The organism is Haloglycomyces albus DSM 45210, assembly GCF_000527155.1.
GTDB lineage: Bacteria > Actinomycetota > Actinomycetes > Mycobacteriales > Micromonosporaceae > Haloglycomyces > Haloglycomyces albus.
The window spans coordinates 2,512,922-2,539,716 of the sequence record NZ_AZUQ01000001.1 but is presented as its reverse complement, the minus strand read 5'-3'; the positions used below and the strand labels follow the sequence as shown (position 1 = coordinate 2,539,716).

Genomic DNA, 26,795 nt, shown 5'->3' with positions numbered 1-26,795 from the left:
GTTTACTGATATTGCGCGGGCGGCTTACATCGGGCTCGAGTATTCCACCGCGCACCGTTGTGAGCGACTAACCCCACGGATAAATCCGGAGGTCTGCGTCGCTGGATTCTCCGATCATTAACCGACTCGTCAAAAGCTACTCTTTGCGATGCGACGATGATTGGCCTCACCGGGCTCGATCCACCCAACATCATGCTGCGTTTCTTTTATCGAACTATTATATTGCGACATTTGCAATTAGGTTATACAATCCCGCCCAAGTGAATACGGGGAATATTAAATCCGACCTTAAATATCACTATTAGAAATATCGGATATTGAGAACGTATTGACTTCGACTGTGGCACAGCTTAACGTCAACCATGAATGTAATTCGTGACCATCCTTTCAAGGACAGGAACCTCTCAAATGGAAACGAAGGTCAAGGTCGCTGTCGCGGCGGCTAGACCCACCGTCGGCACTCGAGACACCGACCTCTTCGTAGCCTTCCAAGCTCCGTTCCCTTGCCCTGCCACAGCGCGACTGTTCGACATGGGAAATCAGCACAGGCACGCTGTCATCAATCCATGGGCCCGGATCTACTCACATCCGCACCGAAATCCAACTCTCCAGGAGGACATTGTGAACAATCAGCACCTCACTCGTAGAAACATACTCAAATCCGCAGGCGGACTCTCGGCCGCGATGGCACTGGGAACCGGAGGCGCTCTCGCATCGGCGGCACCGGCCGGTGCCGCCGGAGACGGACACGGCTTGCACATTGTCGACCACAACGAAGACGATCCGCGGATGTGGTACTACCGTTTTGCGACCGACTCGATCGGGTGGAATCCCGGTGTCAACGTTCTACTACCTGACGACTACCACCACAGCGGACGCACCTACCCCGTCCTATACCTCTTCCACGGTGGAGATCAGGACTTCAGGTTTTTCGATTTCGAAGGCATTCGTGAGTGGACGGCCGGCAAACCGATCATCGTCGTGATGCCGGACGGCGGAAGCGCCGGTTGGTACTCAAACCCGGTCACCTCCAACGTCGGCCCGCGCAACTGGGAGCACTTCCACATCGCCCAGCTACTGCCATGGGTCGAGGCGAATTTCCGGACCTATGCGGAGTTCAATGGTCGCGCCGTCTCCGGATTTTCGATGGGCGGTTTCGGCGCTCTGAAATACGCCGCCAAATACTACGGACACTTCGCCTCAGTGAGCTCCCACTCCGGTCCGGCCAGCCTACGCCTCGATGACGGGGCGGTAGTGCACTGGGCGAACCTGTCGTCTGCCGCCGTCGAACTCGGCGGCGGCACAGTCTACGGCGTCCCTTGGGACGAAAACAGAGTCAGCACCGACAACCCGGTCGAACGCGTCGAGAGCTACCGCCACAAGCGGGTGTTCATGGCCGCCGGTACCAGCCCCGAATCCGTGTGGGACTGGGTCAATGAGCACCATGTCCTCAATGGTCAGCGAGAGTTCCGCGGCCTTCTTGGGGACGCCGGGATTCCCCATGAGTGGCACGAGGTGGAGGGAGGCCACTTTGTCCGTCATGACCTCTTCAACGACGACCTCGACGGCATCATAGCCCGACTCCGTAAGGCGTGACCGACCTGTCGGCCACAACCTCCGAAGACGGAGGGAACCATCCATCAGGACCAAACGGATAATGATGCGCGCATTCGAAATGTTGTTACAGATTGATCGAACGCGGGGCCGGCGGTCACCGCCGTCTCCGCTCTTTGGTCTGTTTCGAGAAAGCTACAGATTTTATAAAGACGAGGTTCTTGTGGTGCCTAAATGGTGGCCATTGATGCATGGGCGAGGTACGGATTCGAGCGCGGTTACGTAAGTCGATTCCGCTCCTGGTCACCGCTGCCGACAATTTCGCCGGGACTGTCTCGGTTCTCTACAGCATAGACTGGTACCCACCGGTGCCCAACGCGAATGCCTCCGTTCGAAACGAAGGAGCCTTCAGCAGTGGCAGAGAGAGACATGGCACCAGATACGCGAAACGCGTGCACGATGGAAACATGGCTAGTATTCGACGACGATCGAGAATATTCACTGCTATCGTCTAAAGGCCAAGTGGTTGATTCTGAACAGGTGTTTTGTGGTCGGGAAGACAGGATTTGAACCTGCGACCCCCCGCTCCCAAACCCGATTTGTCGTCAAGACAAATCTATGGCAGTAGGCCCATAATTCGGATATGGTTCCAGTTCACGGCCTATATATGCGTGTTATCTAATATTAGATCGTGAAGGTTAGTACCACCCCGTCCACTAACCAATTGCTAACCATCTGGAGGTTCACCCATGGGTTACGTCATCCCGCGCAAACGCAGGAGTGGTACTCGTTATACCGCCATGTATTACGACGCCAATGGCAAGGCGCGCTCGGCTGGCACCTACCAGGATAAGAGGGAAGCCGAACGCAAGTGGCACGCCGCTGAGACTAAAGTCGACGAGGGTCGAGGAGATCACCTCGTCCGTGGCCGCCAGACTTTCCAGGAATACGCTGAGAACTACTGGCTTCCAAACCTCCAGGTAGAGGCCAAGACATACGAGGGCTACCACTGCACCCTCTACGCCTATCTCATGGACTTCTTCGGTTCGAACAAGATGCTCCATATCCGAGCCAATGACGTGCGACGGTGGCTCAAGGAATTGAAAGACCAGGGTATGAAGCCCAGCTATCGGATGCACTGCAAGATCCTACTTTCCACGATCATGAACAGCGCCGTAAAGGATGACGTGATCGTGGGAAATCCCTGTTCTAAGGTCACGATGGGAAAGGTTGAACCTCAGCCGATACCAGTTATTACTCCCGAGCAATTCGAACTCTTCCACACGAACCTGCCAGATGCCCAGTCGCGACTTCTGGTCGAAACTGCTATTGAAACGGGCCTCCGTTGGGGCGAACTCACCGAAATCCGTCCGAAAGACATAAACTTCGGCCCCCGCCTGCTTACTGTTTCCCGCGCTGTGGTCCAGGTTAGCCCCAGGTTTCATCCCGAAGGTAACCGTTTCCTCGTCAAAGACAAACCGAAGAGCGGTAAGAGCCGACGTTTCAAAATCGCCATGTCGCTCTGCAACAAACTACTCGACTTCATCACGGAGCACGAGATCGGCCAAAACGACCTGATCTTCCAGTACCACGAGATCCCAACTAAACCCAAGACTAAACTCTCTGCACCTAAAGGGAAGACCGAGCCGAACGAGAAGGGCCGCACCTATTCACACGGGACCCTCTCCGCCTACACAGCTGGTAGATGCCGGTGCGACCACTGCCGCCGTGCGATGGCCGACTACCGCGCCAAGCGGCGAGCCAACGGCAAGGACCAGCCACGGGAGCCTCGCACGTGGGACACCGACGGGCATATCCCGAACCGCTGGTTCAGGGACAACGTCATAAAGCCGACTCTAAAGAAGGCCGAGCTGAAAGTCGACATACGGATGCACATGCTCCGCCACGCCCATGCCTCATGGCTACTCAACGGAGGTGCCGACCTCCAGGTTGTGAAGGAACGGCTCGGGCATTCCAGTATCACCACCACAGAACGCTACCTTGGCACGCTCGATAACGCCGACGAAACCGCGCTCGACGCTTTGGAATCCGTGCGGTACCGTTCCTCGTCTGCCGTCTCCACCCCAGAACCTGCACCAGACCACCTGCATTCGAACCAGGAACCGACCACCCCTGACGAAATCCTCAAGCAGATGACCAAGCTTCAAGCTAAGCTCGCCACAATGTTCCCGCAACAAAAGTATTGAGGTTCAAGTCAGAAGTGGCTTCCCTGAGCCCTGGCCCCGACCAATTCGGCTAACGGTGCCAGGGCTGTAACGTGCAGCAGAACCTTCCCGTAAGACATGTTCACGCATTTAGCGTGGTGATTTTCAATGCTGGATACAGCTTATGAGGACCGCTCCACGTATCTTTGCGGGTCGCCTTGACCCAAGCTTGAAGCCTAACGTGAGTAGTGGCTCTTTCCTGTAACAAGGCGACCTAGGTAACGATTTGAGATGCTTCGAAAATCGGGACACCTGTTCATTGAATTCGTCAACGAGTTGCGCAGTGTTTCTGTCGATTGCTGGTGCGGCGCCCGAGGTTACCAGGCCGTGGCCTGGTTCTCGGGCGTTACCGCACGGGCAATCGGCAGAAACACTGCCTACGCCCCTTAAGTTGAAAGGTGGTGCCGTTGATGGCGCATTTGTTTGAGTCTGGTTTTTTCGTTCGTCAACCCGCCTGGCACGGCTTGGGCACTGTGCTCGATGAGCATCCCGACACGTGGGAGGAAGCGCGCCGCCTCGCAGGTTTGGAGTGGGAGGTCGTTGATCGACCACTTCCCCTGTTGGAGTGGAATGACGCAGCCCAACCCAGGCCGGTTGTCGACGGCAACGGTACGATGGCTCTTGATCCTGACTGGAAAGCCATCGCCCGATCCGATAATGGGCGTCGGTTGGCCATCGTACGGGATTCCTACGAGATTATTTCAATGCGCGATTTCGGCGTTATTTTCCAAGAAGTTCTCGATCAAACCAACGTCACGTTCGAAACGGCCGGATCCCTCGATGAAGGGCGCATGGTGTGGGCGTTGGCGTATTTGGACGAGCCCTACCAGGTTGGTGGCGATGATTCGCTCACGGCCCCGTATATGCTGTTGATTTCACGCCATGATGGCAGTAGCGCGGCGCGCTTGATTCCCACCAGCGTCCGGGTGGTGTGCGCCAATACGGTTAAAGCCGCCGAGATGGAAGGACGCACGACCGGGGCAGCGTATTCGTTTCGGCATACGAAAAACTGGCGAAATCGTATCGGTGAAGCGAAAGAGGCCGTCGGTCTGGCGCGTTCGTCGTTTCGTGCGCATCGTGCAATTGCGGAGGAGTTGTATGGGCTCAACGTCGATGCCGCTCGCACCGAATGGTTTATTGAGCAATTGATGCCCTACCCGTCGGACACGATGATGTCTGATCGTGTCCGCGCCAATGTTGATGCCTCACGGAATCAGTTGCGGCTGTTGGCCTATGAGGTGACTAATGAAAACATCGCTCATACCGCCTACGGTCTGTTTCAGATGGCGGTAGAATATCTCGACCATGTGCGCCCACATCGCAGTGCCACGTCGTATTTCACCCGGTCCATGGTTGACACCAATACCCAAAAAAACCGGGCCGCCCGACTGGCCCACGAGGCCGCACTCGTATCGCTTTAATGACTCCTACCGGGGGTGTCGGAGCAGACACGTGATGGGCGTATTCTCCGCACTCCCGGTGTTCAACCACTGGGCCAGTGTTTTTATGGGTCGTTATTGCTTCTTACTGGTGAGGTTGGCGTAGATGGCGGCGGAGCGCTTCTTTTGCTGGTCGAGTTTGTCGATCATCGCCGGTGCGGTGACACGAACCCACTCGCGATCGTCGGCAACCCACCAGTGACCTTTGTATCGCACGATGTCGCGCAACATGGGCGACAGTGGTTGAACCTCTTTATGGAGGATGGCCCGTTGCATGCCCGCCGCGTCCAATACGAGTGGGAGCGCTTTCGGGTCGCTGGTTCCGGTGCGGGGCTGGGGGCTCATTGGTCGCCTCCCTTCCCCGGTTGCACACCCGGCCGCTGGTCGCCCGCATCGGTGGGCATCACGATGGGCCCCGGTGTGGGTTCATGGTGGTGATGATGGGTGGGGGCCTGTTCGGCGATGATGGTGTCGTTGAGCCGATGGGCGGCGGCCATGGCCGTTGGGCTGTCGACGTCGGTGGCGTAGAGCCGGTTGATCAGTCCACTGTCGGTTTCGGTGTCGGTGTGGCTGGTGTGTTTGGCGACCTCACCAAGGTTCCAATGGAGGCGGAGGTCATCGATCGGCTCGTTGTTCCATCCGCAACTGGCCACGTCTTCGTAGAGGGCTTTGCGGCGGGGGTCGGTCATGTCGGCCGGGTCGACCAATGTTGTCACCTGTGGCGCGATGGACGGGTCACGCATCAGCGCGGCGATCAGTTGTTCTTCGGCCCTCGTGTGCCAATCAACTCCGGTTTCCTCTGGTGTTGGCGTGTCGGGGTGGTGGTCGAAGGGGGCGGTCAGGCGGGTGTGGTAGTCGTCGACGGTGTTGGCCAGAGCGGTCGCGACTCTCTGGTCGTGGTCGGTGGCCTCGCCCGCCGGTGTGGTGTGTTGAATCGAGCGGGCGAAAGCACTGGCTTGGATGAGGTCGGTGTAGATGGCGATGTGGTCGTCGTCGAGACCACCGCGGTCGGCGAGGTGGTGGATCAACGCTTGCGTGGCGGCCTCGACGCGTTCGTCTCCGCCGATCGCCTCGACCATCTGGTCGGCTCCCCAGGTGGGGTGTTGTGTCCGGTAGTGGCTGATGAGTTCGAAACACTCCCCGTGGCGGGGTTGGGAAAACTCCTCAGAAGTGAGCGCAGCGATGCCGTCAGGGAGGGTGCGTTCCAACAGGGCGGCGAGGTAGCGTTCCTCTGCCTCGTCGATAATGGTCGTCATTCACTGTTCTCCTCATCGTCGGTCGCTTCACCGGGTGTGGTGGTGTGGTGCGTGTCGTCGGGTCCGGTGGTGGCGTGGTGGATTTTGTTGATCTGTGCCACAACATGGGGGTCGGTGCATTTGAGCCATTCGCTGGCCTCGTCGTCGAGTACCCACCAGTGGCCCAGGTAGAACACGATGTCGGAGATGGTGGAGTTGAGTCGTTGGATCTTGTTGGCGATCCCGGCGCTCATCATGTCGTGGAAACTCATCACGTCCCGACGGGCGGGTCGCCGGTGGCGTTCGATGCGTTGCTGGGCGTGGTGTGTTTGTCGGGGTGCGGCGATGTCTCCGGTGGGGTCGGCTGTTGTCCATCGGGCGGTGAGATCGTCGGCGCGGTCGTTCAATCGGGGTGCGGGGGTGTGTCCGGCGCGGCATTGCGGGGCGTAGAAGCTCATGGCGTTGATGAGGTTGCGCAGTTCGCTATGCCATTGACGTGCGTGTTGGGCGAGGGCCCCGGCTTCGCTGCCGGTGGTAACGGCCTCGTCGACATCGGTGGTGTAGAGCGCGTCGCGCCAGAGTTTGAGTGTCCACAGCTCCTGCACAAGTCCGGGATGGTCGCTCCAACACGCCGGGAGCCGGGATTCTCGTCCCAGTTCATACACATCGGCAAGCCAGGCGACCCATGCGACGAGATCGTCCCAGCATTCCTGACGGGTGGTCTCGTCCATGGCATGCCATTCCCACAGTCGCCCTTGAATCGACAGCACCCCTCCCCCACCGGGTGGGCTGGTGGGTTTGTCGGCCTGTGGCTCTACCATCGCCAGCTCCTCTCGGTCGTCGTAGTGGTCACGGTGGGCGTCGTTGTGGTGTGTCGTTTCTGAATCTGCGCGGTCGTATCGGCCACCGAACGGGCGTGAGCGTCTTTGTGTGTCGATTCGTAGTGGCGTCTCATGCGGGTTGTCACCGCTGCGGTGGAGGTGTGCACCACCAACGCTTCGCGACGGTCGGCCGATAGTTTCCGGATTTCAAAGGGGGTGAGGGTGGTGCGTTCTTTTTCTGTTGTCGAACGGGTGGGGCCGTGTGGGCCGTATTGGGTGTTGACGATCGTCTCGTCCCATCGTCCCGCCAGGTCGCTGAACGCTTCGGCGTCGGCGCCGGAGAGTCCGCCGAGAGCGAGCTTGACCGTGGCCGCGCCCCACAACATGTCAGCGGCATGGCTGCCCCATCGGTGTCGCGCTTGGGCGAGTTCTTGAAAGATCGCGACGACAAACAGGCCTGACCCCGCCGCATACGACATCAATTCCGGGAGGTTGTCCAACGGCGTAATGTTGGCAACCTCGTCGAGAAACAGCCCCAAGGGTGGGTCGAGCCGCCCAGTGGTGGATTGATGAGCCATATCCATTGCTACCTCCACCACTTCGTCGACAAACGCCGAGATCAACGGGGCAAGCTCTTGTGATTTTTGTTCCGGCACCAGCAGATACATGGTGCCTTCGGATTCAAGGAACGAGCGGAGGTCGATCGCTTGACTGCTGGGTGGGCAAAACACCTCGCGTGCCCGGTCGGACAACAGTGGCGCGATGGCCGTTTGTACCGTGTTGAACAGGCTCGATCGGGTCTCGTCGGCGGCTTGATACAGGCCCAGAAGATTCGCCGCGATCGACGGTGTCGTGGCGCGTGATTCCAAAATATCGACCGCGATCTGGTTGGTGGGGTTCAACGCCCAATCGACCACATCAGACATGTCGCGGCTGTCGAGTGCCGCCGCGTGCAACCACGCCGCAAGGAGATTGACGGCGTTGGCGTGGAAAAACCCCGCGTTGGTGGAATCGCCCCCACCGCGACCGACAGTCACCATGACTCCGGCTCGTCGTCGGGCTTTGTCATAGTCGCTACACCCGGCAACCGGGCTCCATGTCAACGGATATGGCCATGCGGTCGGGCCGATGTCCATCACCGCCACGGGCCGTCCCTGTTGGCGGTGTATTTCATGGGTGGCCAGGACAATATCGGAGCGCACCGAGGTGGCTAGTGCGGGTCCTTTCCAGTCGGTCAACCAGGGAATCACGACTTGACTGGTTTTACCCTGGCGAGGTGCCGCCGCCATCAGCACGGAGTTTTCGATATCGGCGCGTACTTTCTGCCCGGTACCGATGGCTTTTCCGAGATCGACGGACACGTGAGCGGCCGTGGGTTTGGACTCGAGGCTGGGGCGCAGGCGTGCTGCTTTCGCCAGGGCGGCTTTGGCAGACAGGGCACGTTTCAACTCCACGCGGGTGGCCATTCCGCCCCTGCTACCAGTGGTATCGGCGAACGCCCACTGCCAGGCTTTCCACACTCCCACCGCGACAGCTATCGACATGGCGAGGGCGATGGTGTGGGCCAGCCACATTCCCACCGGGCCGGGCAGTTGATTGTGGTAATGCTGAGGCCAGGCGTTCTGCGGGTCTGCGAGGTGTTTAGGGAGGGCGAACAGGGCCGATACCGACTCGGTGAGGCCCAGTGGGAGACCTGTCCCGGTGGCTAGTACTGCTGCCGTCTGGCCGGTCAACCACATCCAACCGATCAAACCGGAGACGCTAAAGATCACCACCGCCAATACCATGTCCGACTGCGACAGTCCTACAGCTGACCGTTGCGATGCCATAACGACTCACTCCTGACGTGACTGGCGACCGTTTTAGTGTGGTGGTGGGGACTGGCTGGACGGTGATGTGGGCCGGTCATGACACCATCCGTTCGTTGGTGTCGAACAGGCGTGACTCGGTGCCCGACAGGATGGTTTGGACGATATGTGAATACCGTCCACCCACCTTCCACAGAGCACGCCCACGAAACTCCGAGGAAAACCCGAGTACTTGGGCGACTTCGATGTCGGTGAGCCCGAACGCCTCTTGAGTGGCCCCGAGAGGTTTGGAGTCTTGAGCGAGGCAGACGCGAATGTCACACGAGCTGGCCAGTCCGCGCGCGATGGCGACTTCTTCCGAATCAGCCGGCCCGACGGCATCAAAATCCGACAGGCGATGAGTGCACAGCATTTGGATGGTTCCCTGTGCCCGCGACAGGCGTAGGTCGGAGTCGAGTTTCGACACCATTGCCGGGATGCGCATCGCTCGCCACAGCTCGTCGCGCACCACCAACCGTACGGGGCCGTTCGGGTCGTCGATGGCCGACTCACCCCACGTCGACACGCAGGCTAGTGTCATGGCCACGATATCGTCGCCCAAGTTTTTCAGCCGCGACAAATCCACCGTCTGCATCGGAGCGTCGAAATCCGGTGCCACCGTCGTGTGATCATCAAACAGGCCCGCCAGGGATCCTTGGATCATGTTGCCCAACCCGTCGGCGGCGGGCCGGATGGCCTCACGCAGCGCGCTGACGGAGGCGTAACGCAGTTCGGTGACCATATCGTCGGTGGGATCACGCAGCAGTGCCCACACTTGTGGGATCGTTGGATCCACCAGGGTGGTGTTGCCGTCGGCCTCACCGGAGGTTTCTTTAATCGCCAACGACGTGGCGCGCTCTTCGGTCGTGGTCAAACGCCGACCCAGGCGCATTTCCATCAACGCCGACAACAGGCTGATGCGCCTCCGGTGGATTTCACGCAACCGTTCGTCCAGGGCTGCTTTGTCGGCAGGGAGGCGACGCCCCAACGGTCCGGCGTCGAGTGGGTTGAGCCGGGCCGACAGGCCGGGGCCGATGGCGACCGGTTCCACTCCCACCGCCCGCGCTACGGGAGCGTACTCGTTTTTCAAATCCCCCAGAATGAATGTTTTGATCCCGTAGGCCATGAGGCGAAACGCCAGAGACTTCACCGTCGCCGACTTACCCGCCCCGGGGATACCGGTCACCAGAAAGTTGGGGTTGGTGGTGTAGCCCTGCACGACCCATTCGATGGGGTGGCAGGAAAACGACCCACCCGATTGACAGTCGACGCCGATGTAGGGGCCCACGGCCGGGAGTGTCTGGCCGTACAGCCACGGATACAGTCCCGCGACCTGTGCGGTGGAGCCACGGTGGACGGGAATGGTCGGCATCGGTGAGGCACGCCCGCTCCATGGCCGCGCCCGGCCCCGCCGTGGTGGAGCCGGATCGACCACTCGCGACCGCCGCGACCGTGCCGCATGGGTGTCACGGTTCTTGTTGGAGCGGTTGTCGGTCTCTGGTCGGGTCCATTTATCGAGCCCGAGGTCGCCGATGGGAGCGTGTGTCGCCGCATCGGAGCGCTGACGCATCGCTTTTCGTTTGGTGCGTGCCACGTGTTGTCTCGCTTCCCTTGTTCGCTACCAGCGTTTGGTTGGCAGTCCAAAACCAAACGGGAGACATGCGGCGGCGAAACCAATGTCCTGGGCCAGATACATGCGTTTCAACTCAATCCGGGAGGCCGCCGCGTCGGCTTCCAGTTCCGCGCAGGCGCGTTCGAGGTCGTCAATGTCAGTGACTGTCACCGACACGTACGCGCTGAAGCGCACCAGCCCGTGCCCGGCGGCCCGCTCGGTGTCTTGCTCGATCGCCCGCTGCAGGGCCGCTTTTTCATGTTCGGGCACTACCTGTTTGGTGCGCTCCCGGATCCGAATGGCCGTCTCGCGGCTGGTGCGTTCCCGCATGACTTCTTTTTCGGCCACCCGGGGTGGGAGAGGCTCGAAGTGCAGCGACAAATTCCGGCGAAACTCTCCCTCGCCCAGCAGGGGGCCGAGAACGGTAGCATATGTTTGCGACCGAGGCCATGAATCGACCCAGAATGTCGCCGTGTAGGCACCCTCGTGGGCGTAATAGGACGGTCGGGTCTCACACCCCGATGGCCCGGCACTAGCCGGGTCGACTCCCGGTTCACTGTGGTGGGAGTGGCGGCGTTCGGCCAGACTGTTGGCCGCGTGGGGGTCGAAGACGGACTTGATGACCTCTCCGATACCGCGTGCGGTCAACCATCCATTCACTTGGAGGTCGGCTCCGGCGAGAGCGGAATAGATTGCGCGTTGATAGCGCGACAACACCGTCAGGGCACCGTCGTGGCCGCCTCCGGCGGACTTGATCGCCGACCGCGCTTTGCGCGCATCCAACGTGATGGCGACATAGTTTTCGCGTTGTGCTGTGGCGATCGTGGCGCGATCCAACAGGCCTTCCACGGTGTCGGTGACAATCGCAGGCGTATCGGGACTGGAGTGCTGGTGGTGCCATTGCCTCAGGGCGGCACCCGATTCGGGCACCAACCGTTGGAGTGCCTGGATTCGAGTGATGGGGCTGCCGTCCGAACACAGACCGGACAGGAGAGAACCCCATCCGGAGATGCGCTGTTCCTGCCGGTCGGAGTCGATCAGGCCGATCCCGGCGAACTGTACGTGGGCGATTGCGGTGTAGGTGCGATCAATCCGGTGGTAGGCCACACCGAACCGCTGCTGGCCCGGTAGGTCGTGCTGCAGGATTTCCAACGGAGCCAACACACCCGGCAGATCCAGCGACCGGGTTTTGTCCACCTCACTGACCTCAGGAGCATCACCGGTCCGGACCATCGACTCCACGATTTCTTCGTCCACGTCAGCTAGATCCTCACCGGTTCTCTCGCCACCGGCAGTGGTGTCGTCTTCATTGTCGCTTTGGGCCTCACTGTCGCCCTGGGGTTCTTTCTCTCTTTGAGACTCATCGTCGTCCCCGGAGCCACTGTCACATGGAGACCCGCTGTCGCTGTTGTGGTCGGAACCGTCGCCGTCGTGGTCGGTCTTGGTGTGGCCAGGAGACGCGTCGGGATTGCGTCCGGCCGCTTCCTGTCGCGCGGGCTCACCACGACTGTTGGTGGTGGAGTGGACCGTGGTGGGATCGTGGGTGGCCGTAGAGTTGGTGGAGTCGTGCGCGGCCCCGCGGGTCTCCCAACGTCCCGAACGGTTGGTCGCGTGCTGGTCTGGTGTTGTGCCGGTAGTCTCGCTTGGTTCGGGCTCGGGGACGGTCAGACGTAGGACGTGTTGGTTGGTCGGGTTAAACGCTCCGGAGGCGAACCGGTTGTATTTCATGACCGTGCTGTAGGCGTGGCTGAGTCCGGCCACGACCCATTCGTCGGTCGTGCGACCGACGATACGGACAAACGCGACCGCCACCAGCAGCAACGCAACAGGCCATAGAATCAACGCCAGCGACCAGGTGGCCAACAACAACGGTGCGACACCAGCGCCCACGGCAGTCGCGACGATGGCGGCGCGCTTGCCGGTCATGCCCCAGAGAAACGCGACTTTTTCGGACTGCCAGCCCTGATAGGTACGCACAGTCGGACGTGTTGCATCAGTCATCAGTAGTAGCCTTTCTCCGGGTCGGGTCGTGGTGAACTACGCGGAGGCTGGTGGTCGCGCGGCGCTTCTTGCGGCGGCGGTGGTGGCGTGTTGGAAGACGGTGGTGCTGCCGGTGTGGTGGACTCTTTGGCCTGTGAAGTGTCGTTGCCGTCACCGCGTGGAGCGGCGGGGTGTGGGCCTGTGGCGGTGAGGTCGTTGCGTGCCTGGGTCGGATACGGTGCACTGCCACGGCTGGGCCCGCCGGGGAGGGCGTAGGGGTTGGCTCCGTCCATGCCACCGTGGGCAGCCATTTGTTCGGTACGTTGCACCAGCGTGTTACCGGCTTTCTGGACTCCCTGTAGCGCGATGGCTGCCGCTCCCACTGGGGTGGCGGCTGCGGCTTTCAGGCCAGCGCCTTTTGCGGCCCCTCCGCCGACACCGCTGGCGGCCGATTGGCTGCGGGCGATGGTTCCGGCGTTGCGGGCGGCGGCCATGTCGCCGAACCGGTCCGGGGTCGTCCCGGCGGTCCCTGCCTGCATCCCGGCTTTGGTTCCCAGAGCGCCACCGGCGGCACCAGCGAATCCGGCCATGCCCATTGACGATCCGACATGTGTCTGAGCGAAAGTGAAAAACCGCGCCACTGCCGGCCATGCCAATGCTGCGAGGATCAACACCAGCAGGCCGCTGAGGACGGTGGAGATGTCGCTGCTTTCGTCGGCCGTCAGCATGAGTCCGACGGAAAACACCAGCGCGATGATGGGTTTCAGCATGATCAGCTGGATGGTGACGCCGACGAGTGTGGTCCACCATGAGCGGGTCGACGATCCCACCTGGCCGGCCGCAGCGATCGGTGACGTCGCGATCAACACCGCCAACGCGGCGTTGCGCAGGAGGAGTTCAAACCATAGTAGAAGGGTCACCAGGATGCCGATCAAACCGACGATCAACAGTAGTGTGGCCGCCATTCCGGGATTGAGTTCGAAGAGGACGGCGAGGCGGCCTTTGAGTCCGTCGGTGTTTCCAAAGGAGGTGTCGATGATCCATGTGGTCAGATCGTCGGAGGCGGCCAGTGCCGTTGACGCGAGCGTCAAAGTCAATAGAAACGCCATTACTGTCTGGCCGAGGCCAACGAAGGCCTCTCCCAGTGGGCGTCCGTCGGAGCGAAACACCGAACGGCCGATTTGCAGAAAAAACAAAAAACCGACGATAACAATCCCCAGGCCCATAGACAGCCCGTAGACGCTGGTGATGCCATCGGAACTGACGTCGATTGACGGCATGGCCAGAAACCCATCGGCGAAGGCTTCCAGCATTGACAGTGCCGTCTCCGCGAACGACCGGCAGATCGCTTCCCAGGCGTCGACAACGATGCCGGAGAAAAAACCCGGGTCGTCATCATCTTGTGCCAGATTGGAATACATCGCCACCTCCCCAGGGGATCAAGGTCGTCGTACGAACAGGTTGATTGGATATGAGCGTGATCAGTCGCTAAACCGTTCACCTCGTGATTGCAGGGAACCTATGCGGATAACGGATAAGACGAAATGTGCGCGATCATGCGCCACATGGTTAGTCGCGGCCATAGGAGTAGGACTCGATGGGACGCCAACCGGCCTGCCAGGCTTCGAACGTGTCGGGTTGTTTAATCAAATCGGCATAGTCGTCTTGATCCCAAACAGCACGAACCTTCCAACCCTCATCGGTCCACACCATGGGCATGTGCATAACGTTGACCGGGCTTTGACGGAACCCGGCCGCATCCGACAAGCTCATGTTCACCAGCAAAAGGACATCAACCTCGTCATCAGATACTGACTGTATCTGATACATCCGAGCATTCATGGCAAACGCATAACCAGCACTAGAGTCACCTGGTTCGAGACCGATATCGGCGCGGTCGGTGTGCATCCGTTTCACCAGATCGTCCACACCAAACGGGGAATCAGGCGTGGTATAGCGTTCTGCCGCTATACGGACCACTTCAGGGTCTAGGCCCCCGTATAGATCTTGGACCCGGTGGATAGCAGCGTTCACCGCACCTGTCTGTGTTTTGTCGAACCCTTCGGAGAAATAGAATCCCTCTACCTCGACCAGGTCGCCTAGGTCAAGTGCGATGGTGGAATCGTCGGTTTCGACGTCGTCGACCACGCCGTCGTCGCGACGGTCGGCATGATCCGGACTGGCGCTATCGTGATCGGTCGCGTTGTCTGTGTTCTCGTCGGTTGCTGAGGTCGCTTCATCGGCTGGCCCGTTGGCGATGTAGGCCCATACGGCACCGATGGTGACCACCAGGCTCAGGAGGATCGCTAGAACGATTGCGGTGGTTTTGGATAGTATTGCCGGTTTCTTCACGACTCTGGTCCTGTTAGGTGGTCGAGTTGAAAACGGCGTTGATCATCGGTACCGCTACCGCTGCTGCCAGCACTCCGAGCACACCGCCGATCAGCACTTTTTTGCCTTTTTCAGCTGCATCGGGCCTGTTACTGGTCGAGCCCCAGGCAATAAACCCGCCCGCCGCGAGGGCGACAATCCCGCAAATAATGATCACGCCCCATTTAACGAAAGCAAACATCGTGTCAATCGCGTCCGACCCTCCAGTAGGGTCCTCAGGAGCAGGATTCGGGACAATATCAGCGGCAATTCCTACACTGTCCACTACAGAGGACAGAGTTTGAAACAACATGAGACTCTACTTTCCACACCGGGGACTCGTGGCGCACTAACAATTGCTCGACAATTGCGTGCCCGATTAACAATAAACGAGCATCTTCCGCACGTCCACTTTTGTTACTAACCCGTAATATCACACGGTTGCAATTTATATACCAGATATTATTAGTGATCACAGGATAATGTTCTAGCAGTATCCTACAGACGGTCATAGCCCGTAAACCACCAGAATAATCCGTGAAGGCGCATAAAACCGTCATTCCACGTAACTTCATCTTTTATGTCGTGTGGTCGATTGGAAATTGACTGGGTATTGTTTCTGACGTTGATTGTCCCCTATCCCCGGAGATTTCTCGGCATGACAAAAGTACTGGCGGGCTGTATCGGTGTATTTCTGACGTTGGTCGTGGGAATTGCCATGTTTGTGTCATCAACGGAGGAAGTTATTCCTCATTGGAATACGTTGAGCCAGCAGCTATATGAGTGCGATGTGTCGGCGGGGTTGACCAATCAATACATGAGCGATGCGGGCCTGCTGCAACGGGCGCAACGCTACAACGCCCGCGATGTCTATCGTGCTGGTGCAGAGCGCGGCATTCCACGCGAAGGTATCGTTGTCGCGTTTGTAACGGCATTCCAAGAGTCGCAGTTTAAAAACTATGCCAACGAAAACGTCCCAGAGTCACTCGAACTCGACCACGATGATGTTGGTACCGATCACGATTCTGTTGGCGTCTTTCAACAACGTGTCTCAATGGACTGGGGCCCGATCGAGGACCTCATGGACCCCTACGCATCAGCGAACCTTTTCTATGACGCACTCATGGAACTTAATGACTGGAAGACCATGTCTCCCTATGTTGCCGCGCAGAAAGTTCAAAAATCGGCCTACCCCCGTGCATACAAGAAACACGAATCAAAAGCTGAAACGTTGGTATTGAAACTGTCGCAACATACTGACTGTGAATCGACCACTGACATCTCTGTCTCCGAAGCTGGGTGGACCAACCCTCTCCCCGACGGCGATGTCGGCAGTGGCTTCCGTACTTCCGACCGCCCCAATCACGACGGAATCGATATCATGGCCCGCCACGGAACCCCGATCGTGGCCGCTTCAAGCGGAAAGGTCATCACTGTCGTCTGTAACGCCTCTCTCAACGGACAACCCTATAGCTGCAATACCGACGGCTCCCCCAGCGTGGCCGGATGCGGATGGTATGCCGAGATTCTCCACCCCAACGGATACGTGACTCGCTACTGTCACATGTGGAAAGAACCGCAAGTCGAGGTTGGCCAAACGGTCCAAGTCGGACAACAAATCGGAGAAGTTGGTAGCTCCGGCAACTCATCAGGACCCCATCTCCATTTTGAACTCCACACCGACGATCCAGCAACGCCTGGGAACGCCGTGGCGCCACGGCATGCCCTCGAAGCGTATGGGGTAACGCTATAATCATCAGTTTGATATGTCTCCCGTTCCGCCACGCTCAGTTGCCCGTGGGCGGAGGGCTCGTCAGAGGCGGTTATTTCTGTCTGGCGACAATACCGGACTGGTGGGTCAATAGCGCATCGCGATTTACGCAAACCTGGCCGGTCGAGCCAATACGGTCACGTCATCGCACTCTAGGAATATAGCGGGGGTGGAGCACGATCAGGACTGCCCCACCCCTGTCGGGCCCGTACCCCTCAAAAAGGACCCGACGCGCTGGCTTGGCGAACCCCCACAGGCCTAACCAGCGCAGAATAAAGTCGCTAATCAAGATTCCAATCGTGCAACAGGGGCATCAAAAGGCGGCGTCCCAGACGCACTTTGCGGCCCCCTTCACACCGCCGCGATCGACATGCACGTGACGAACCAAAACCATTTGCGTTGAAAACGCCCTGTTCCATGACAGTGCAAGCAGTTACGACTGGGATAGACCGTGCAGTGAATCAACCAAAACAATGCTGCACCAGCCACTACGATCGCCGTCGCCATAGGATGTGCGGCAGCTATTTCTACAAGTCGCGCAATGACCTGTCGCACCACAGCAACAATAGGAGCGATGCACTTCAGGAATTCGTTCATAGGGTGAGTTCTTCCGGGGTGGACTTTCAAATTAGGGGGGGTAGCAAACCTAGCGTCTAGCCAGCGTTTCCAATGACTGCTCCGACTGCGCCAATGGACGCCAGCCCGAGCACCGTGCATATGATCAACCAGGTGCGCCATCGACGGATCTTCCACCGAGCTTCGGGGCTGAACCAGGCGATCGCAGCTAGTATGAGAGCCACTCCGAACATCAGGCCCACAGCATCGTTAATAGGAGTGGAGGTCACGTCAGCTCCCACGCGTCGTTTTCCACGAGCACGACGCGCTGCGGCGGTTGGTGAGGATGGTGGCGATGTCGAAAATCTCTAGCGGCGCGCTGACGACGCAGTACCTCACGCCACGCATCGCTAATGCCAACGCGGATGCGTGCCCGCCGTTCAGGCGTCATCCACCACGTGGAGCGTCCATCTAGTTCAATCGGATGGTGGGTGTCCAACCTGAGCACTGTCAATAGATCTACAGTCAACATCCCCTGCTCACAGGCGATAATAGTCGCGCGTGGCGAGAGATGGACGTATTCAACAGCACGCCCGCCGATCGTTTCAGTATGAAGTCGATCTGGCCGTGTCAAAGCGGCTGCATAATAGGCCATGTCCAGGTCATTCGACGATAGCGAATCCATGATGTTCCGTCCTGTGTTATTAACGTGCTGTATTGGCCAGTTCTGCCCTATACGGCACGGTGGGGATGGTGTAATGGCTCGTTTCTTTGCCATGGATGGTTCCGGTGCGATCTGGGATCTTTCCCAGAGGCGGATTTATCGAATTATGTCGTTGTTCCACATTCCGAGATACAGAGACAACAACTACCTTTGGCTAAAGAAGAACTGCGGCGGAACTGCTGGATCGCCCATAGTCGCATGACTGATCGAGCAGCGTGGAGACGCATTTGATCGCTCCAGCCCTCTTCTGGCGCTTCTAGGTCGTTATCAATCTGCAAGATGGGGGACCGATACAGGTTATTTGGACAGATCCCGCATATGATCCGTTTTCTCTCATCAAATTTAGTTGAACGACAGATTGACCGTGATTTCTACCTGTGTGTTGAACAGTGGAGTGGATAGTGTAGCGGTTGCCGAACAGCAACAACTGACCGATTTCGCTGCTATCTCGGCATTGGTCAGATGGATCGCTCCTCAATGCTTTACCTTCCCATTGCCGTTGAACACGACCACAGTGACACTCTTCTGTCATGCAGACAGTGGGGAGACATCCAGGTGAACCCGACTGTCATTGGCAGTGGAGCTAAGCCAGGCGGTAACGATCTGCTCAACCAGACCCACCACCCGTTGACCGTCGTGCCCGACCCTGTCGATGCCAACATCGGTGTGAGTCATCCACGACAGGTCAAAGTCGATAACCAATGGTGGATTGTCGGGTCGCACTGTGATACTTTCGACCGCGTCATTCCAAGTCACCCATGCGAGTGGAAGCGTTTGTCCACCTCCTGGTGCTTGTGCTTGGATGTATCCAAACCCAGGCTCTAGTCGGATCAGTTCCAGCACGTGCGCGGGTCGCCAAAAATCCAAATCGCCCCACCCAATCCGATAACCTCTGACGGTGTTCTGTCGCCGTGTAAGGAGTAGATGCGGTGAATAGTCAGGATTCGTTGGGCGCGTTGAAACTCTGCGTTTAGGCCAAAGTCGCATGATTCACCACCGGTAGAGGACGGGTATCGTCGTCGCCAAGCTCGACGGATTGGGTGCTGGTCTCAGGCAGGTGATCGACGTTGGCGGTCGCTGCGGTGTCAAGAAGGTCGTCACGAAACTGTTTTTGTTGCAGTACCGTCACATCATTGGGCTCCAACAGTTCGCGTCGGCACGCGGACATCGCCTCCACCGCGGTAGCTGTCCTCCAGAACGTTATTTTTTCTTCGGCGAGAAGAGGGCACCCCAGAGAGCTTTTCCACGGTGCTCCGCATCCCTTGCATCGCCGGTAGCGCTGCCACCAGAGCGGCGGTAGCCCGGCGTGCAATCGAACGAGCATCGTCAACTGACGCAACTGTTCAGACGGCGGATGAAGGTTGAGTCTGCCTGCCCCGGCGATCACCTGTGTCTGATACTCCCTCATAGAGACCTCCAATCAATTAACATTTCTGTGGCCCACCCGATCTGTATTGCGAAAACACGCTCTGTGCCGCTATTGGGTTTGGTTTAAGCGCCATCGACCGGTGCGCTTGTGGAATGAGTCCAGTCAATCTCTTCAGCTTCAACAGCACCACCGCATTTACACCGCATCCTCGCCAGTGGTTCATGACCGTCAGGTCCCGGACAAGTCTGGGGTGAAATGCGGTGTAAATGCGGTGGCGTAGCACCTAAGAGGGCGCCATCATAGGTGATTGTCTTGTCAACGCTGAAGGACGATGATGTACTTTGCACAGCCTCCATCTCGTCTCATTGCCAGGAACGGATCATGACTCAACGACGCATTCGCCAACCCCTCATTGATCTACGCACCGCGCACGGCTTGTCACAGGAAGCACTAGCCAGCCTGGTGCCAGTCAATACCTCGACCTACCAACGGTGGGAGGCAGGTGACGTAACACCGCACGTGGCCAACCAACGCAGGCTCGCCCAAGCGTTGAACGTTGACCAGTCAATCGTGGCCGGTATTTTCACAAGCAGTCGTGAGACCTCTGCCGTTGACACCACCCCCTCGCCTTTCACTCACCAACAACAAGAGAGCCACGATATGAACCGACGGTCGTTCCTCAACGGCATGAGTCTCCTTGCAAGCGCTATTATTCTTCCTGATCAATCAAGCATTAGTAGTGTGATTGATCGTTTGTGGCGGCAATATCAGGAGATGAATTATTCGACGGTGTTGGATCAGTTGCCTAGTGCTATTGCTGCGTTGCAGCGGTGGCGTGTTAAGGCGGACTGTCGTACGGTTAGTGGATATTTGTCGTCTGCGTATTGGTTGGCGGGGACGGTGTTTACCAAGCTGGGTCGTTTTGATTATGCTCTTACTGCGCTTGATGAGGGGGAACGGTTGGCGCAGGAGGCTGAGGACGACGATCTTGGTGTTTCAATCGTTCGGTCGCGCGCCTATGCTCATTTTGCGGGTGGTCGCACCGATGTGGCTCGTGGTGCGATTGATGATGCGTTGATACATTTCGGTTGGCGTGGACACACTGCGTCGCCTCGTCGCCTGTCGGCGGTGGGGTCGTTGCATTTGGTGGCGGCGACAGCAGCGGCACGTGATCGTGACCGGCCATCGGCGCTCCGCCATTTGAATGAGGCTTGTGCTATCAGCGATCATATGCCAGATGATGCCAATTACCTCTGGAGTGCGTTCAGTCCAACGAATGTTGCTATCCATCAATGCGTGGTGCAATTGGAGAACGGTAATCCACGGATGGCCATCCGGCAGGGCGACCGGATCATAGTTGACCGAATGCCTGCTGAGCGGCGCATCCGATTTCGCTTCGACCAGATTCGATCACACGCGATGACCGACAATCGTGAAGAAGCAATCACCACCATGACGACCCTAGCGCGTCAAGCTCCCCAGTTTGTCGCCAACCATCGTGAATGCCAACGCCTCCTCCACCAATGGAAGAACGACTGGCCCGACCACCCGGAGGTGCGCCGTCTAGTAGCAACACTCGCACCTAACAACCATCATATAGAGCAGTAAGGTGACCCTATGCCAGCCGACCACGCACCATCAATGTCCCGCCCACGTGCCGCTGCAGGCGCTCTCATTCGCAATAGACACAGCGATATCCTACTGGTCAAGCCCACGTACAAAAACCTGTGGGATATCCCTGGTGGCTACATCGAACCCAATGAAACACCAACACAGGCTTGCCGCCGAGAAATCACCGAGGAGCTCGGCCTCGACATCACCCCCGGGAGCCTCTTGGCATGCGACTGGGCACCTTCCGATGCCGAAGGCGATAAGATATTGTTTGTCTTTGACGGCGGACAGCTCACCGATGATGAGTTCCAGGCCATCCACCTCCAACGATCCGAATTGGCCGCCGCTGAATTCGTCCCCCTCACCGACATCACACACCGCCTTCCCACACGACTACAACGGCGCCTAACAGTCGCAGCGCAAACCACCACCACCATGTATCTCGAACACGGCAACCCTGTCCCCGCGCATCTGTCTCCCTATCGGAAGTTTTTAACGTAATACAGTCCACATAGGAAATCAACCCGATGTTCACGAGTTCAATATATTCGCTGCGAAAGTCAAGGTTAGATGATGTCCATGTCCCAAGGACGGTTCTCCCCCGATGTCAGGAAAGAGGCGCTGACTGAGCTAGCGTCGACACTGTCGATGCCAATGACTGGCGGCTGGAATTTGGTACCCGACCGAGACAGAGCAGCGCGTCACCTATTGTAATTAGTACCATTTCGATACGTTAGGATTTCTCGGAAGGCAATTCCAACCCCGAAGGGACACACCACTTATGGCCAATATCGAAGAAGTTAAGTCCTCCGTCAGCAGCGCTAAGACGGACGTCGAGTCTCTACCAGCAGCTTCCGAAGCTCTCATCAACGCTAGCTCCATGCTCACCGAGAGCATCAACCGCACTCAGGACCAAATGGAAGAGATAATGCGCCAGTATCAAGACATCGGGGACGGTGAGCGAGCCGAGATCGTGCGCTCCGCCATGGACCAGATCGACACCGCCCGTGTCACCGCCCAGGGGCTACCTGCACAGATGCAAGAAATCATCGCCGGGGCCATGAGCACCCTCACTCAGCAGATGGACGATGCCTCATCAACGCTGAACCAAATCGCCTGAACGAACGGTGGTAGACACACGTCCACAACAACGCCGCCAGCCTCCGTTTCAACGAGCCGATCTCCAGCAACGTCGACGGTCGTTCGACCTGCAGGTGTTCCAGCGGGCTGGACTTCATTCCCCGCAAGGTCCGGCAAGGGAACCATCTATCAGAAGCCAGACAACGAACCTGGATCCCACAAGGACGCTAATATGGTGCGCATCATGAATCCCACACCAAGGTACCCTCATGGGTACGTTCGCTTTCACAACTCTCACGGGCAGGCTGTCCGGCTCGACGGCAAACCCGGCAATAGATCAGACTCTCACATACCGATTAATCCTGATGGCAGTTACGACGTTCCGCAAGGATGGGAAAATGATTGACCTTGACATTGAAGGCGCAACGGTCGAAAAGGTGGATAATGTCCTACCGGTCTCGATCTTCACCAGCAATGATTGGATGATCAAGATTGAGTCCGATATCCACATTTCGCCTTCAATCGCGGAGTCTGGAGTCCTCGACGGAGAAGATCCTGACACCATTTCCATTCTCAAAGAATCTATAACGGGGCTTGAGGTTGTCAAAGTCGAAATAGCCAGTAGCCGTCTGCACCTTGAGTTTGAAGGATCCATCGCTATTGACGCGCAGTCGGATCCTGATTTCGAATCGTGGGGCGTCGTTGGTCCGTATGGGCAACGAATCGAGTGCATGCCAGGTGGAGAACTGGCAGTCTGGCCGGAGCGTCCGAGCGAATAACGTAACGCCCCGGGGCTCCCAAGCTGCCGCCTGGCAAGGCCGGTACCCAACGAGGCAGCCTGCCTGGGCCTGACGACCTGGACACAAGCTCGCATAGGCAAAGCCAAAGAAAGGGGAGGGGCTGATGCGTGACTACACCGTCACCTTTGACGAGCCGGTGAGCCTCGAATTTCTGTCCAAAGCCGCGTCCGAGGTCTTTACGATGCCTCGTGAACAGATCGAAGTCTGGGGCGAACTGGTCTACTTCTCAGCCGCTAAGTAGCTCCAGGACCGCTCCACAAGAGGGTGACTGACATGTCCAGCCACTCTACCCTTGCCATCGCTACAACCGACATCAGCGGTGTTATTCACCTGTTCTGGTTATCAATGGGGCTGGCGCCCGCTTTGCCTGATAAGAGTCTCCAGCTCACCCCCACGATGTGGAGACTACTGTGAGGGCGATATCGTTGCTACGGTTGGCAAGCGGTTCACCCCCCACGATGTGGGGGCTTCGCAGGTACACAGGATACGGTGGGAACGCCTTTCGCTTCACCCCCACTGCGTGGGGACTTCGGCGTATGGCCGGTGATCGCATCATACGGTAGCGGTTCACCCCCACTGTGTGGGGACTTTGGAAGGGAAGGCCCCCTCATTATCCACCCTATCGGTTCACCCCCACTGCGTGGGGACTACTGGCGGCGGTGGAGTGTTTGGGCACGGCTGGACGGTTCACCCCCACTGCGTGGGGACTACAACTCCTGGCGGCGCATCCGAATTTTCAAGTACGGTTCACCCCCACTGCGTGGGGACTACGAAAACCCGGGCGGTGCTTGTCGATATGTTGGCGGTTCACCCCCACTGCGTGGGGACTACACGTTCAGAGATCCGGGAGCTGGGGGTGTGTACGGTTCACCCCCACTGCGTGGGGACTACTCGCCGTCGTGCATGATGACCGGCACAAACACCGGTTCACCCCCACTGCGTGGGGACTACTAGACACACGTTTGTCCAGCTCAGGATGCAAGACGGTTCACCCCCACTGCGTGGGGACTACATTCCCTGACTTCCGTTTCCCCAGCAACGTTACCATTCCGTGATAGCCATGGCACCACTCACTCAGTTTAGAAACCCAACCCGCTTCCTCAATCCCTACTAAAGACCAGGCCACCCAAAACATCCAACGATCACCGCCGAACAACACCGCGAAACACTCCACAACATGTGCACCAACATCAGGGAGCCCCCTGAAAAGGGACAGAAATTCAGATAGTTTATTCCATGATAGTTGATTGATTCTCGAACGCGATGGAACTCTTATTTCCCAATCGCTGTATCTCCGTATGTTGTTGTACCTGGCAATCCAGGAGAAGACCTCCATCTCAGTAGCCTCCGCAGAGACGGATACCTTGCTGTCTCCCATAACTTCACGCTTCAATGACGCGATAAACGATTCTGCCAACGCGTTGTCGGCAGATGATCCGACGCGCCCGCGCGAGCATATCACTTCTTCTCGCTCACAATATTGTCCAAAATGGAGTACTGTGTATTGGCCTCCATTGTCACTGTGGAAGATACTGCCGGACAAGCTCCCTCTGGTGCATCGCGCCGAATCCATCGCAGCGATAACCAGATCAGTCCGCATTTGGTCGTCGATAGACCAACCCTCCAAACTGCGCGAAAACAGGTCAATGACTGTATTCGTTACGTGGAATCACGCGGTCGCATGAACCCTGTTCAGTTCCCGTGCCCGGGCGGTTGTGAGGCTCTTTTACTTCGGTGTGGATGATTTCGGTGAGCGGTGGTTGGTACTCACTCGATGTGAGCAGGCGACGGAGTGGTTGCGGATTTGAATCGATTTGGGGCGTGTCACTCGGACGATCGATGCCTATACCCGTGGCTTGGCTGAGTTCCTGTCGTATTGCGAGGGATCTCGCATCAATCCTTGTGGACGAATTGACGCGATCTTGCGGCATATTCGGCGTGGTGAAGCGACGCCTGAGCTATCACGGCTCCAACGTGGTTTCGTTGGATTCCGGTGCGGGCTGTCGAATGCGACATTGCAACAGCGGCTGGTGCCGGTCCGAACACATGAACCTCATTCAACCTATCACGAGGATTCCCCGATAACAGCAACTCAAAACACCGCCGTATACGATTTACCCCCACTGCGTGGGGACTTCTCGGCGTCCGCGGCGGCGTCGTCGCGGGCTTGCGGTTCACCCCCACTGTGTGGGGACTTCTCAACGGAGCTGGAGCCGGAACTCCAGAAACACGGTTCACCCCCACTGCGCGGGGACTTCATGATCGTGTCCGCGTCGGCGGCTTTGAGCGCCGGTTCACCCCCACTGCGTGGGGACTTCGGCATCCGATCGAGCTGGAGGCGATTGAGGCGCGGTTCACCCCCACTGCGTGGGGACTTCTCACAACTGCGTGCAACGCGGTCGGCTGATACCGGTTCACCCCCACTGCGTCGGGACTTCGCCGGGTGCTTATCGGTCAACGTGTTCAACTCCGGTTCACCCCCACTGCGTGGGGACTTCGGGCTAGGGGCTAGGGGTACAGTACGTAGTCCCGGTTCACCCCCACTGCGTGGGGACTTCGTGGCGTTGATGGTATTTCACAGGAGATCTGACGGTTCACCCCCACTGCGTGGGGACTTCGGTGATAGCGCGCATGAGGCGCGAAGGTCCGCCGGTTCACCCCCACTGCGTGGGGACTTCGGTGCGATAGCAGGCCAGACACGAGTAGTTCGTGGTTCACCCCCACTGCGTGGGGACTTCGCCATCCGCGCGTGATCACCAGAACATTTTCGCCGGTTCACCCCCACTGCGTGGGGACTTCTCGGCCTCCCACTGGGACGGTATCGTGACACCCGGTTCACCCCCACTGCGTGGGGACTTCGAGATGGGGATTTGGGTTTTCGCCGTAGGTCATGGTTCACCCCCACTTCGTGGGGACTTCCCGGCCTCGCCGGTCACCCTGCACATCGCGGCCGGTTCACCCCCACTGCGTGGGGACTTCCCGCGTTCCCTCATCCAGTGCCCCAACCGTGACGGTTCACCCCCACTGCGTGGGGACTTCGGAGGCGTCGAGAAATCTATTGCCCGTTATCCCGGTTCACCCCCACTGCGTGGGGACTTCCGCAACATCTTCCCACCCCAACCGTTGCTGGGCGGTTCACCCCCACTGCGTGGGGACTTCGAAGCCGTCCATAATCCCAGGTAGCGGGGTCACGGTTCACCCCCACTGCGTGGGGACTTCTTCGCGTAATCCATGAGTTCTTTACGTCCTCTCGGTTCACCCCCACTGCGTGGGGACTTCGGTGCGGATGGTCGCCAAAATCGACGTCGCTTCCGGTTCACCCCCACTGCGTGGGGACTTCGACGGCCTGTTTTTTCGCTGCCGGTGCAGTTGCGGTTCACCCCCACTGCGTGGGGACTTCGGTCGGGTGTCGTCTCTTTAGCGGGGGCGTTACGGTTCACCCCCACTGCGTGGGGACTTCTAGCTGTCCTCGGCGGTGGGGATATTCGTGTACGGTTCACCCCCACTGCGTGGGGACTTCTTCCAGCGCTCCGACGAGGTAACGCGGGTTAGCGGTTCACCCCCACTGCGTGGGGACTTCGATGATTTCGTCGTTGTTTCGGTGTGCGGTGATGGTTCACCCCCACTGCGTGGGGACTTCCCGTGAGTTCGCCCATTGCGCTGATTGCTGCCGCGGTTCACCCCCACTGCGTGGGGACTTCGTGTCAGGCTGACGAGAAAGCTGAACCTCGTACTGGTTCACCCCCACTGCGTGGGGACTTCCCAGATCGGCGGCAACCGACTGAGGCTAACAACGGTTCAC

21 protein-coding genes, 1 pseudogene and 2 CRISPR repeat arrays (1 of these 24 cut by a window edge) are annotated in these 26,795 nt (G+C 58.4%); of the genes and pseudogenes, 9 read left to right on the top strand and 13 right to left on the bottom strand.

Annotated features, from left to right (window positions below; translation table 11 throughout):
- Positions 1-408 precede the first annotated feature (408 nt).
- The 3 genes from HALAL_RS0111775 (at position 409) to HALAL_RS0111765 (ending at position 5,200) form a co-directional block, all read left to right on the top strand.
- Complete coding sequence (locus HALAL_RS0111775; protein ID WP_211240463.1) at positions 409-1,596, top strand: alpha/beta hydrolase-fold protein; 1,188 nt, start codon at positions 409-411, stop codon at positions 1,594-1,596.
- A gap of 707 nt (positions 1,597-2,303) precedes the next feature.
- The gene (locus HALAL_RS19100; RefSeq protein WP_025274197.1) at positions 2,304-3,761 is read left to right on the top strand and encodes a tyrosine-type recombinase/integrase; all 1,458 of its coding nucleotides are present in this window, start codon (positions 2,304-2,306) and stop codon (positions 3,759-3,761) included.
- 428 nt (positions 3,762-4,189) lie between these two features.
- Positions 4,190-5,200, top strand: coding sequence for a DUF932 domain-containing protein (locus tag HALAL_RS0111765; RefSeq protein ID WP_035534515.1), 1,011 nt, complete (start codon positions 4,190-4,192; stop codon positions 5,198-5,200).
- Positions 5,201-5,293: 93 nt separating this feature from the next.
- Here the strand turns inward: HALAL_RS0111765 and HALAL_RS0111760 are convergent, their stop codons facing one another.
- From HALAL_RS0111760 to HALAL_RS0111720, 9 genes are all read right to left on the bottom strand, one after another.
- Positions 5,294-5,563, bottom strand: a complete 270-nt coding sequence (locus tag HALAL_RS0111760; protein WP_025274195.1) for a hypothetical protein — start codon at positions 5,561-5,563, stop codon at positions 5,294-5,296.
- Positions 5,560-6,474 (bottom strand): DnaB-like helicase N-terminal domain-containing protein, encoded by a 915-nt coding sequence (locus tag HALAL_RS0111755; protein WP_025274194.1) that lies wholly within the window; start codon positions 6,472-6,474, stop codon positions 5,560-5,562. Before HALAL_RS0111755 ends, HALAL_RS0111760 begins: the two co-directional genes overlap by 4 nt.
- A complete protein-coding gene (locus HALAL_RS0111750; RefSeq protein WP_025274193.1) occupies positions 6,471-7,274 on the bottom strand; it encodes a hypothetical protein in 804 nt (267 codons plus the stop codon). Before HALAL_RS0111750 ends, HALAL_RS0111755 begins: the two co-directional genes overlap by 4 nt.
- Complete coding sequence (locus HALAL_RS0111745) at positions 7,268-9,103, bottom strand: type IV secretory system conjugative DNA transfer family protein (protein ID WP_025274192.1); 1,836 nt, start codon at positions 9,101-9,103, stop codon at positions 7,268-7,270. Before HALAL_RS0111745 ends, HALAL_RS0111750 begins: the two co-directional genes overlap by 7 nt.
- A 76-nt stretch (positions 9,104-9,179) precedes the next feature.
- On the bottom strand, positions 9,180-10,715 hold the full coding sequence (locus tag HALAL_RS0111740) for a type VI secretion protein (RefSeq protein ID WP_211240462.1): 1,536 nt from the start codon (positions 10,713-10,715) through the stop codon (positions 9,180-9,182).
- A 24-nt stretch (positions 10,716-10,739) separates the two neighbouring features.
- Complete coding sequence (locus HALAL_RS18665) at positions 10,740-12,734, bottom strand: SCO6880 family protein (protein WP_025274190.1); 1,995 nt, start codon at positions 12,732-12,734, stop codon at positions 10,740-10,742.
- The gene (locus tag HALAL_RS17725) at positions 12,734-14,134 is read right to left on the bottom strand and encodes a TrbL/VirB6 family protein (protein WP_025274189.1); all 1,401 of its coding nucleotides are present in this window, start codon (positions 14,132-14,134) and stop codon (positions 12,734-12,736) included. Before HALAL_RS17725 ends, HALAL_RS18665 begins: the two co-directional genes overlap by 1 nt.
- Positions 14,135-14,282: 148 nt before the next feature.
- Positions 14,283-15,065 carry a DUF8175 domain-containg protein gene (locus tag HALAL_RS0111725; protein ID WP_025274188.1) on the bottom strand — a complete coding sequence of 261 codons (783 nt, stop codon included), beginning with the start codon at positions 15,063-15,065 and terminating at the stop codon, positions 14,283-14,285.
- Positions 15,066-15,078: 13 nt separating this feature from the next.
- On the bottom strand, positions 15,079-15,396 hold the full coding sequence (locus HALAL_RS0111720; protein ID WP_025274187.1) for a hypothetical protein: 318 nt from the start codon (positions 15,394-15,396) through the stop codon (positions 15,079-15,081).
- Positions 15,397-15,741: 345 nt separating this feature from the next.
- Between HALAL_RS0111720 and HALAL_RS19225 the strand changes: the two genes are divergently transcribed.
- Positions 15,742-16,836, top strand: coding sequence for a M23 family metallopeptidase (locus HALAL_RS19225; protein ID WP_025274186.1), 1,095 nt, complete (start codon positions 15,742-15,744; stop codon positions 16,834-16,836).
- Positions 16,837-17,695: 859 nt separating this feature from the next.
- Here HALAL_RS19225 and HALAL_RS18660 read toward each other — a convergent pair.
- The 3 genes from HALAL_RS18660 to HALAL_RS18655 form a co-directional block, all read right to left on the bottom strand.
- Entirely contained in the window at positions 17,696-18,064 is a 369-nt protein-coding gene (locus HALAL_RS18660; RefSeq protein WP_156937730.1) for a hypothetical protein, read from the bottom strand.
- 597 nt (positions 18,065-18,661) lie between these two features.
- Positions 18,662-18,835 (bottom strand): hypothetical protein, encoded by a 174-nt coding sequence (locus HALAL_RS0111705; protein ID WP_156937729.1) that lies wholly within the window; start codon positions 18,833-18,835, stop codon positions 18,662-18,664.
- 268 nt (positions 18,836-19,103) lie between these two features.
- A complete protein-coding gene (locus HALAL_RS18655) occupies positions 19,104-19,541 on the bottom strand; it encodes a hypothetical protein (RefSeq protein WP_156937728.1) in 438 nt (145 codons plus the stop codon).
- 342 nt (positions 19,542-19,883) lie between these two features.
- Here HALAL_RS18655 and HALAL_RS17720 point away from each other — a divergent pair, with 342 nt between their 5' ends.
- The 5 genes from HALAL_RS17720 (at position 19,884) to HALAL_RS18650 (ending at position 23,234) form a co-directional block, all read left to right on the top strand.
- A complete protein-coding gene (locus HALAL_RS17720) occupies positions 19,884-21,110 on the top strand; it encodes a helix-turn-helix transcriptional regulator (RefSeq protein ID WP_025274182.1) in 1,227 nt (408 codons plus the stop codon).
- Positions 21,111-21,119: 9 nt separating this feature from the next.
- Positions 21,120-21,614, top strand: coding sequence for an NUDIX domain-containing protein (locus HALAL_RS18205; RefSeq protein ID WP_025274181.1), 495 nt, complete (start codon positions 21,120-21,122; stop codon positions 21,612-21,614).
- Between the two features lie 280 nt (positions 21,615-21,894).
- Positions 21,895-22,233, top strand: a complete 339-nt coding sequence (locus tag HALAL_RS0111685) for a hypothetical protein (protein ID WP_025274180.1) — start codon at positions 21,895-21,897, stop codon at positions 22,231-22,233.
- A 358-nt stretch (positions 22,234-22,591) separates the two neighbouring features.
- On the top strand, positions 22,592-22,972 hold the full coding sequence (locus HALAL_RS0111680) for a DUF6188 family protein (protein WP_156937727.1): 381 nt from the start codon (positions 22,592-22,594) through the stop codon (positions 22,970-22,972).
- Between the two features lie 124 nt (positions 22,973-23,096).
- Positions 23,097-23,234 (top strand): hypothetical protein, encoded by a 138-nt coding sequence (locus tag HALAL_RS18650; protein ID WP_156937726.1) that lies wholly within the window; start codon positions 23,097-23,099, stop codon positions 23,232-23,234.
- Positions 23,235-23,496: 262 nt separating this feature from the next.
- Positions 23,497-24,005: a CRISPR direct-repeat array (repeat unit 28 nt).
- Positions 24,006-24,296: 291 nt separating this feature from the next.
- Here HALAL_RS18650 and HALAL_RS19495 read toward each other — a convergent pair.
- Positions 24,297-24,641: pseudogene (locus HALAL_RS19495) on the bottom strand (DDE-type integrase/transposase/recombinase); the annotation flags it as partial.
- 461 nt (positions 24,642-25,102) lie between these two features.
- Positions 25,103-26,795: direct repeats of the CRISPR family, unit length 28 nt; unit sequence CGGTTCACCCCCACTGCGTGGGGACTTC; it runs 560 nt beyond the window's last position.

Bases quoted from the DNA above. Each gene is read 5' to 3' on its own strand.
- HALAL_RS0111775 (WP_211240463.1), top strand. From the start codon at position 409: ATGGAAACGAAGGTCAAGGTCGCTGTCGCGGCGGCTAGACCCACCGTC.
- HALAL_RS19100 (WP_025274197.1), top strand. From the start codon at position 2,304: ATGGGTTACGTCATCCCGCGCAAACGCAGGAGTGGTACTCGTTATACC.
- HALAL_RS0111765 (WP_035534515.1), top strand. From the start codon at position 4,190: ATGGCGCATTTGTTTGAGTCTGGTTTTTTCGTTCGTCAACCCGCCTGG.
- HALAL_RS0111760 (WP_025274195.1), bottom strand. From the start codon at position 5,563: ATGAGCCCCCAGCCCCGCACCGGAACCAGCGACCCGAAAGCGCTCCCA.
- HALAL_RS0111755 (WP_025274194.1), bottom strand. From the start codon at position 6,474: ATGACGACCATTATCGACGAGGCAGAGGAACGCTACCTCGCCGCCCTG.
- HALAL_RS0111750 (WP_025274193.1), bottom strand. From the start codon at position 7,274: ATGGTAGAGCCACAGGCCGACAAACCCACCAGCCCACCCGGTGGGGGA.
- HALAL_RS0111745 (WP_025274192.1), bottom strand. From the start codon at position 9,103: ATGGCATCGCAACGGTCAGCTGTAGGACTGTCGCAGTCGGACATGGTA.
- HALAL_RS18665 (WP_025274190.1), bottom strand. From the start codon at position 12,734: ATGACTGATGCAACACGTCCGACTGTGCGTACCTATCAGGGCTGGCAG.
- HALAL_RS17725 (WP_025274189.1), bottom strand. From the start codon at position 14,134: ATGTATTCCAATCTGGCACAAGATGATGACGACCCGGGTTTTTTCTCC.
- HALAL_RS0111720 (WP_025274187.1), bottom strand. From the start codon at position 15,396: ATGTTGTTTCAAACTCTGTCCTCTGTAGTGGACAGTGTAGGAATTGCC.
- HALAL_RS19225 (WP_025274186.1), top strand. From the start codon at position 15,742: ATGACAAAAGTACTGGCGGGCTGTATCGGTGTATTTCTGACGTTGGTC.
- HALAL_RS18660 (WP_156937730.1), bottom strand. From the start codon at position 18,064: ATGGCCTATTATGCAGCCGCTTTGACACGGCCAGATCGACTTCATACT.
- HALAL_RS18655 (WP_156937728.1), bottom strand. From the start codon at position 19,541: ATGAGGGAGTATCAGACACAGGTGATCGCCGGGGCAGGCAGACTCAAC.
- HALAL_RS17720 (WP_025274182.1), top strand. From the start codon at position 19,884: ATGACTCAACGACGCATTCGCCAACCCCTCATTGATCTACGCACCGCG.
- HALAL_RS18205 (WP_025274181.1), top strand. From the start codon at position 21,120: ATGCCAGCCGACCACGCACCATCAATGTCCCGCCCACGTGCCGCTGCA.
- HALAL_RS0111685 (WP_025274180.1), top strand. From the start codon at position 21,895: ATGGCCAATATCGAAGAAGTTAAGTCCTCCGTCAGCAGCGCTAAGACG.
- HALAL_RS0111680 (WP_156937727.1), top strand. From the start codon at position 22,592: ATGATTGACCTTGACATTGAAGGCGCAACGGTCGAAAAGGTGGATAAT.
- HALAL_RS18650 (WP_156937726.1), top strand. From the start codon at position 23,097: ATGCGTGACTACACCGTCACCTTTGACGAGCCGGTGAGCCTCGAATTT.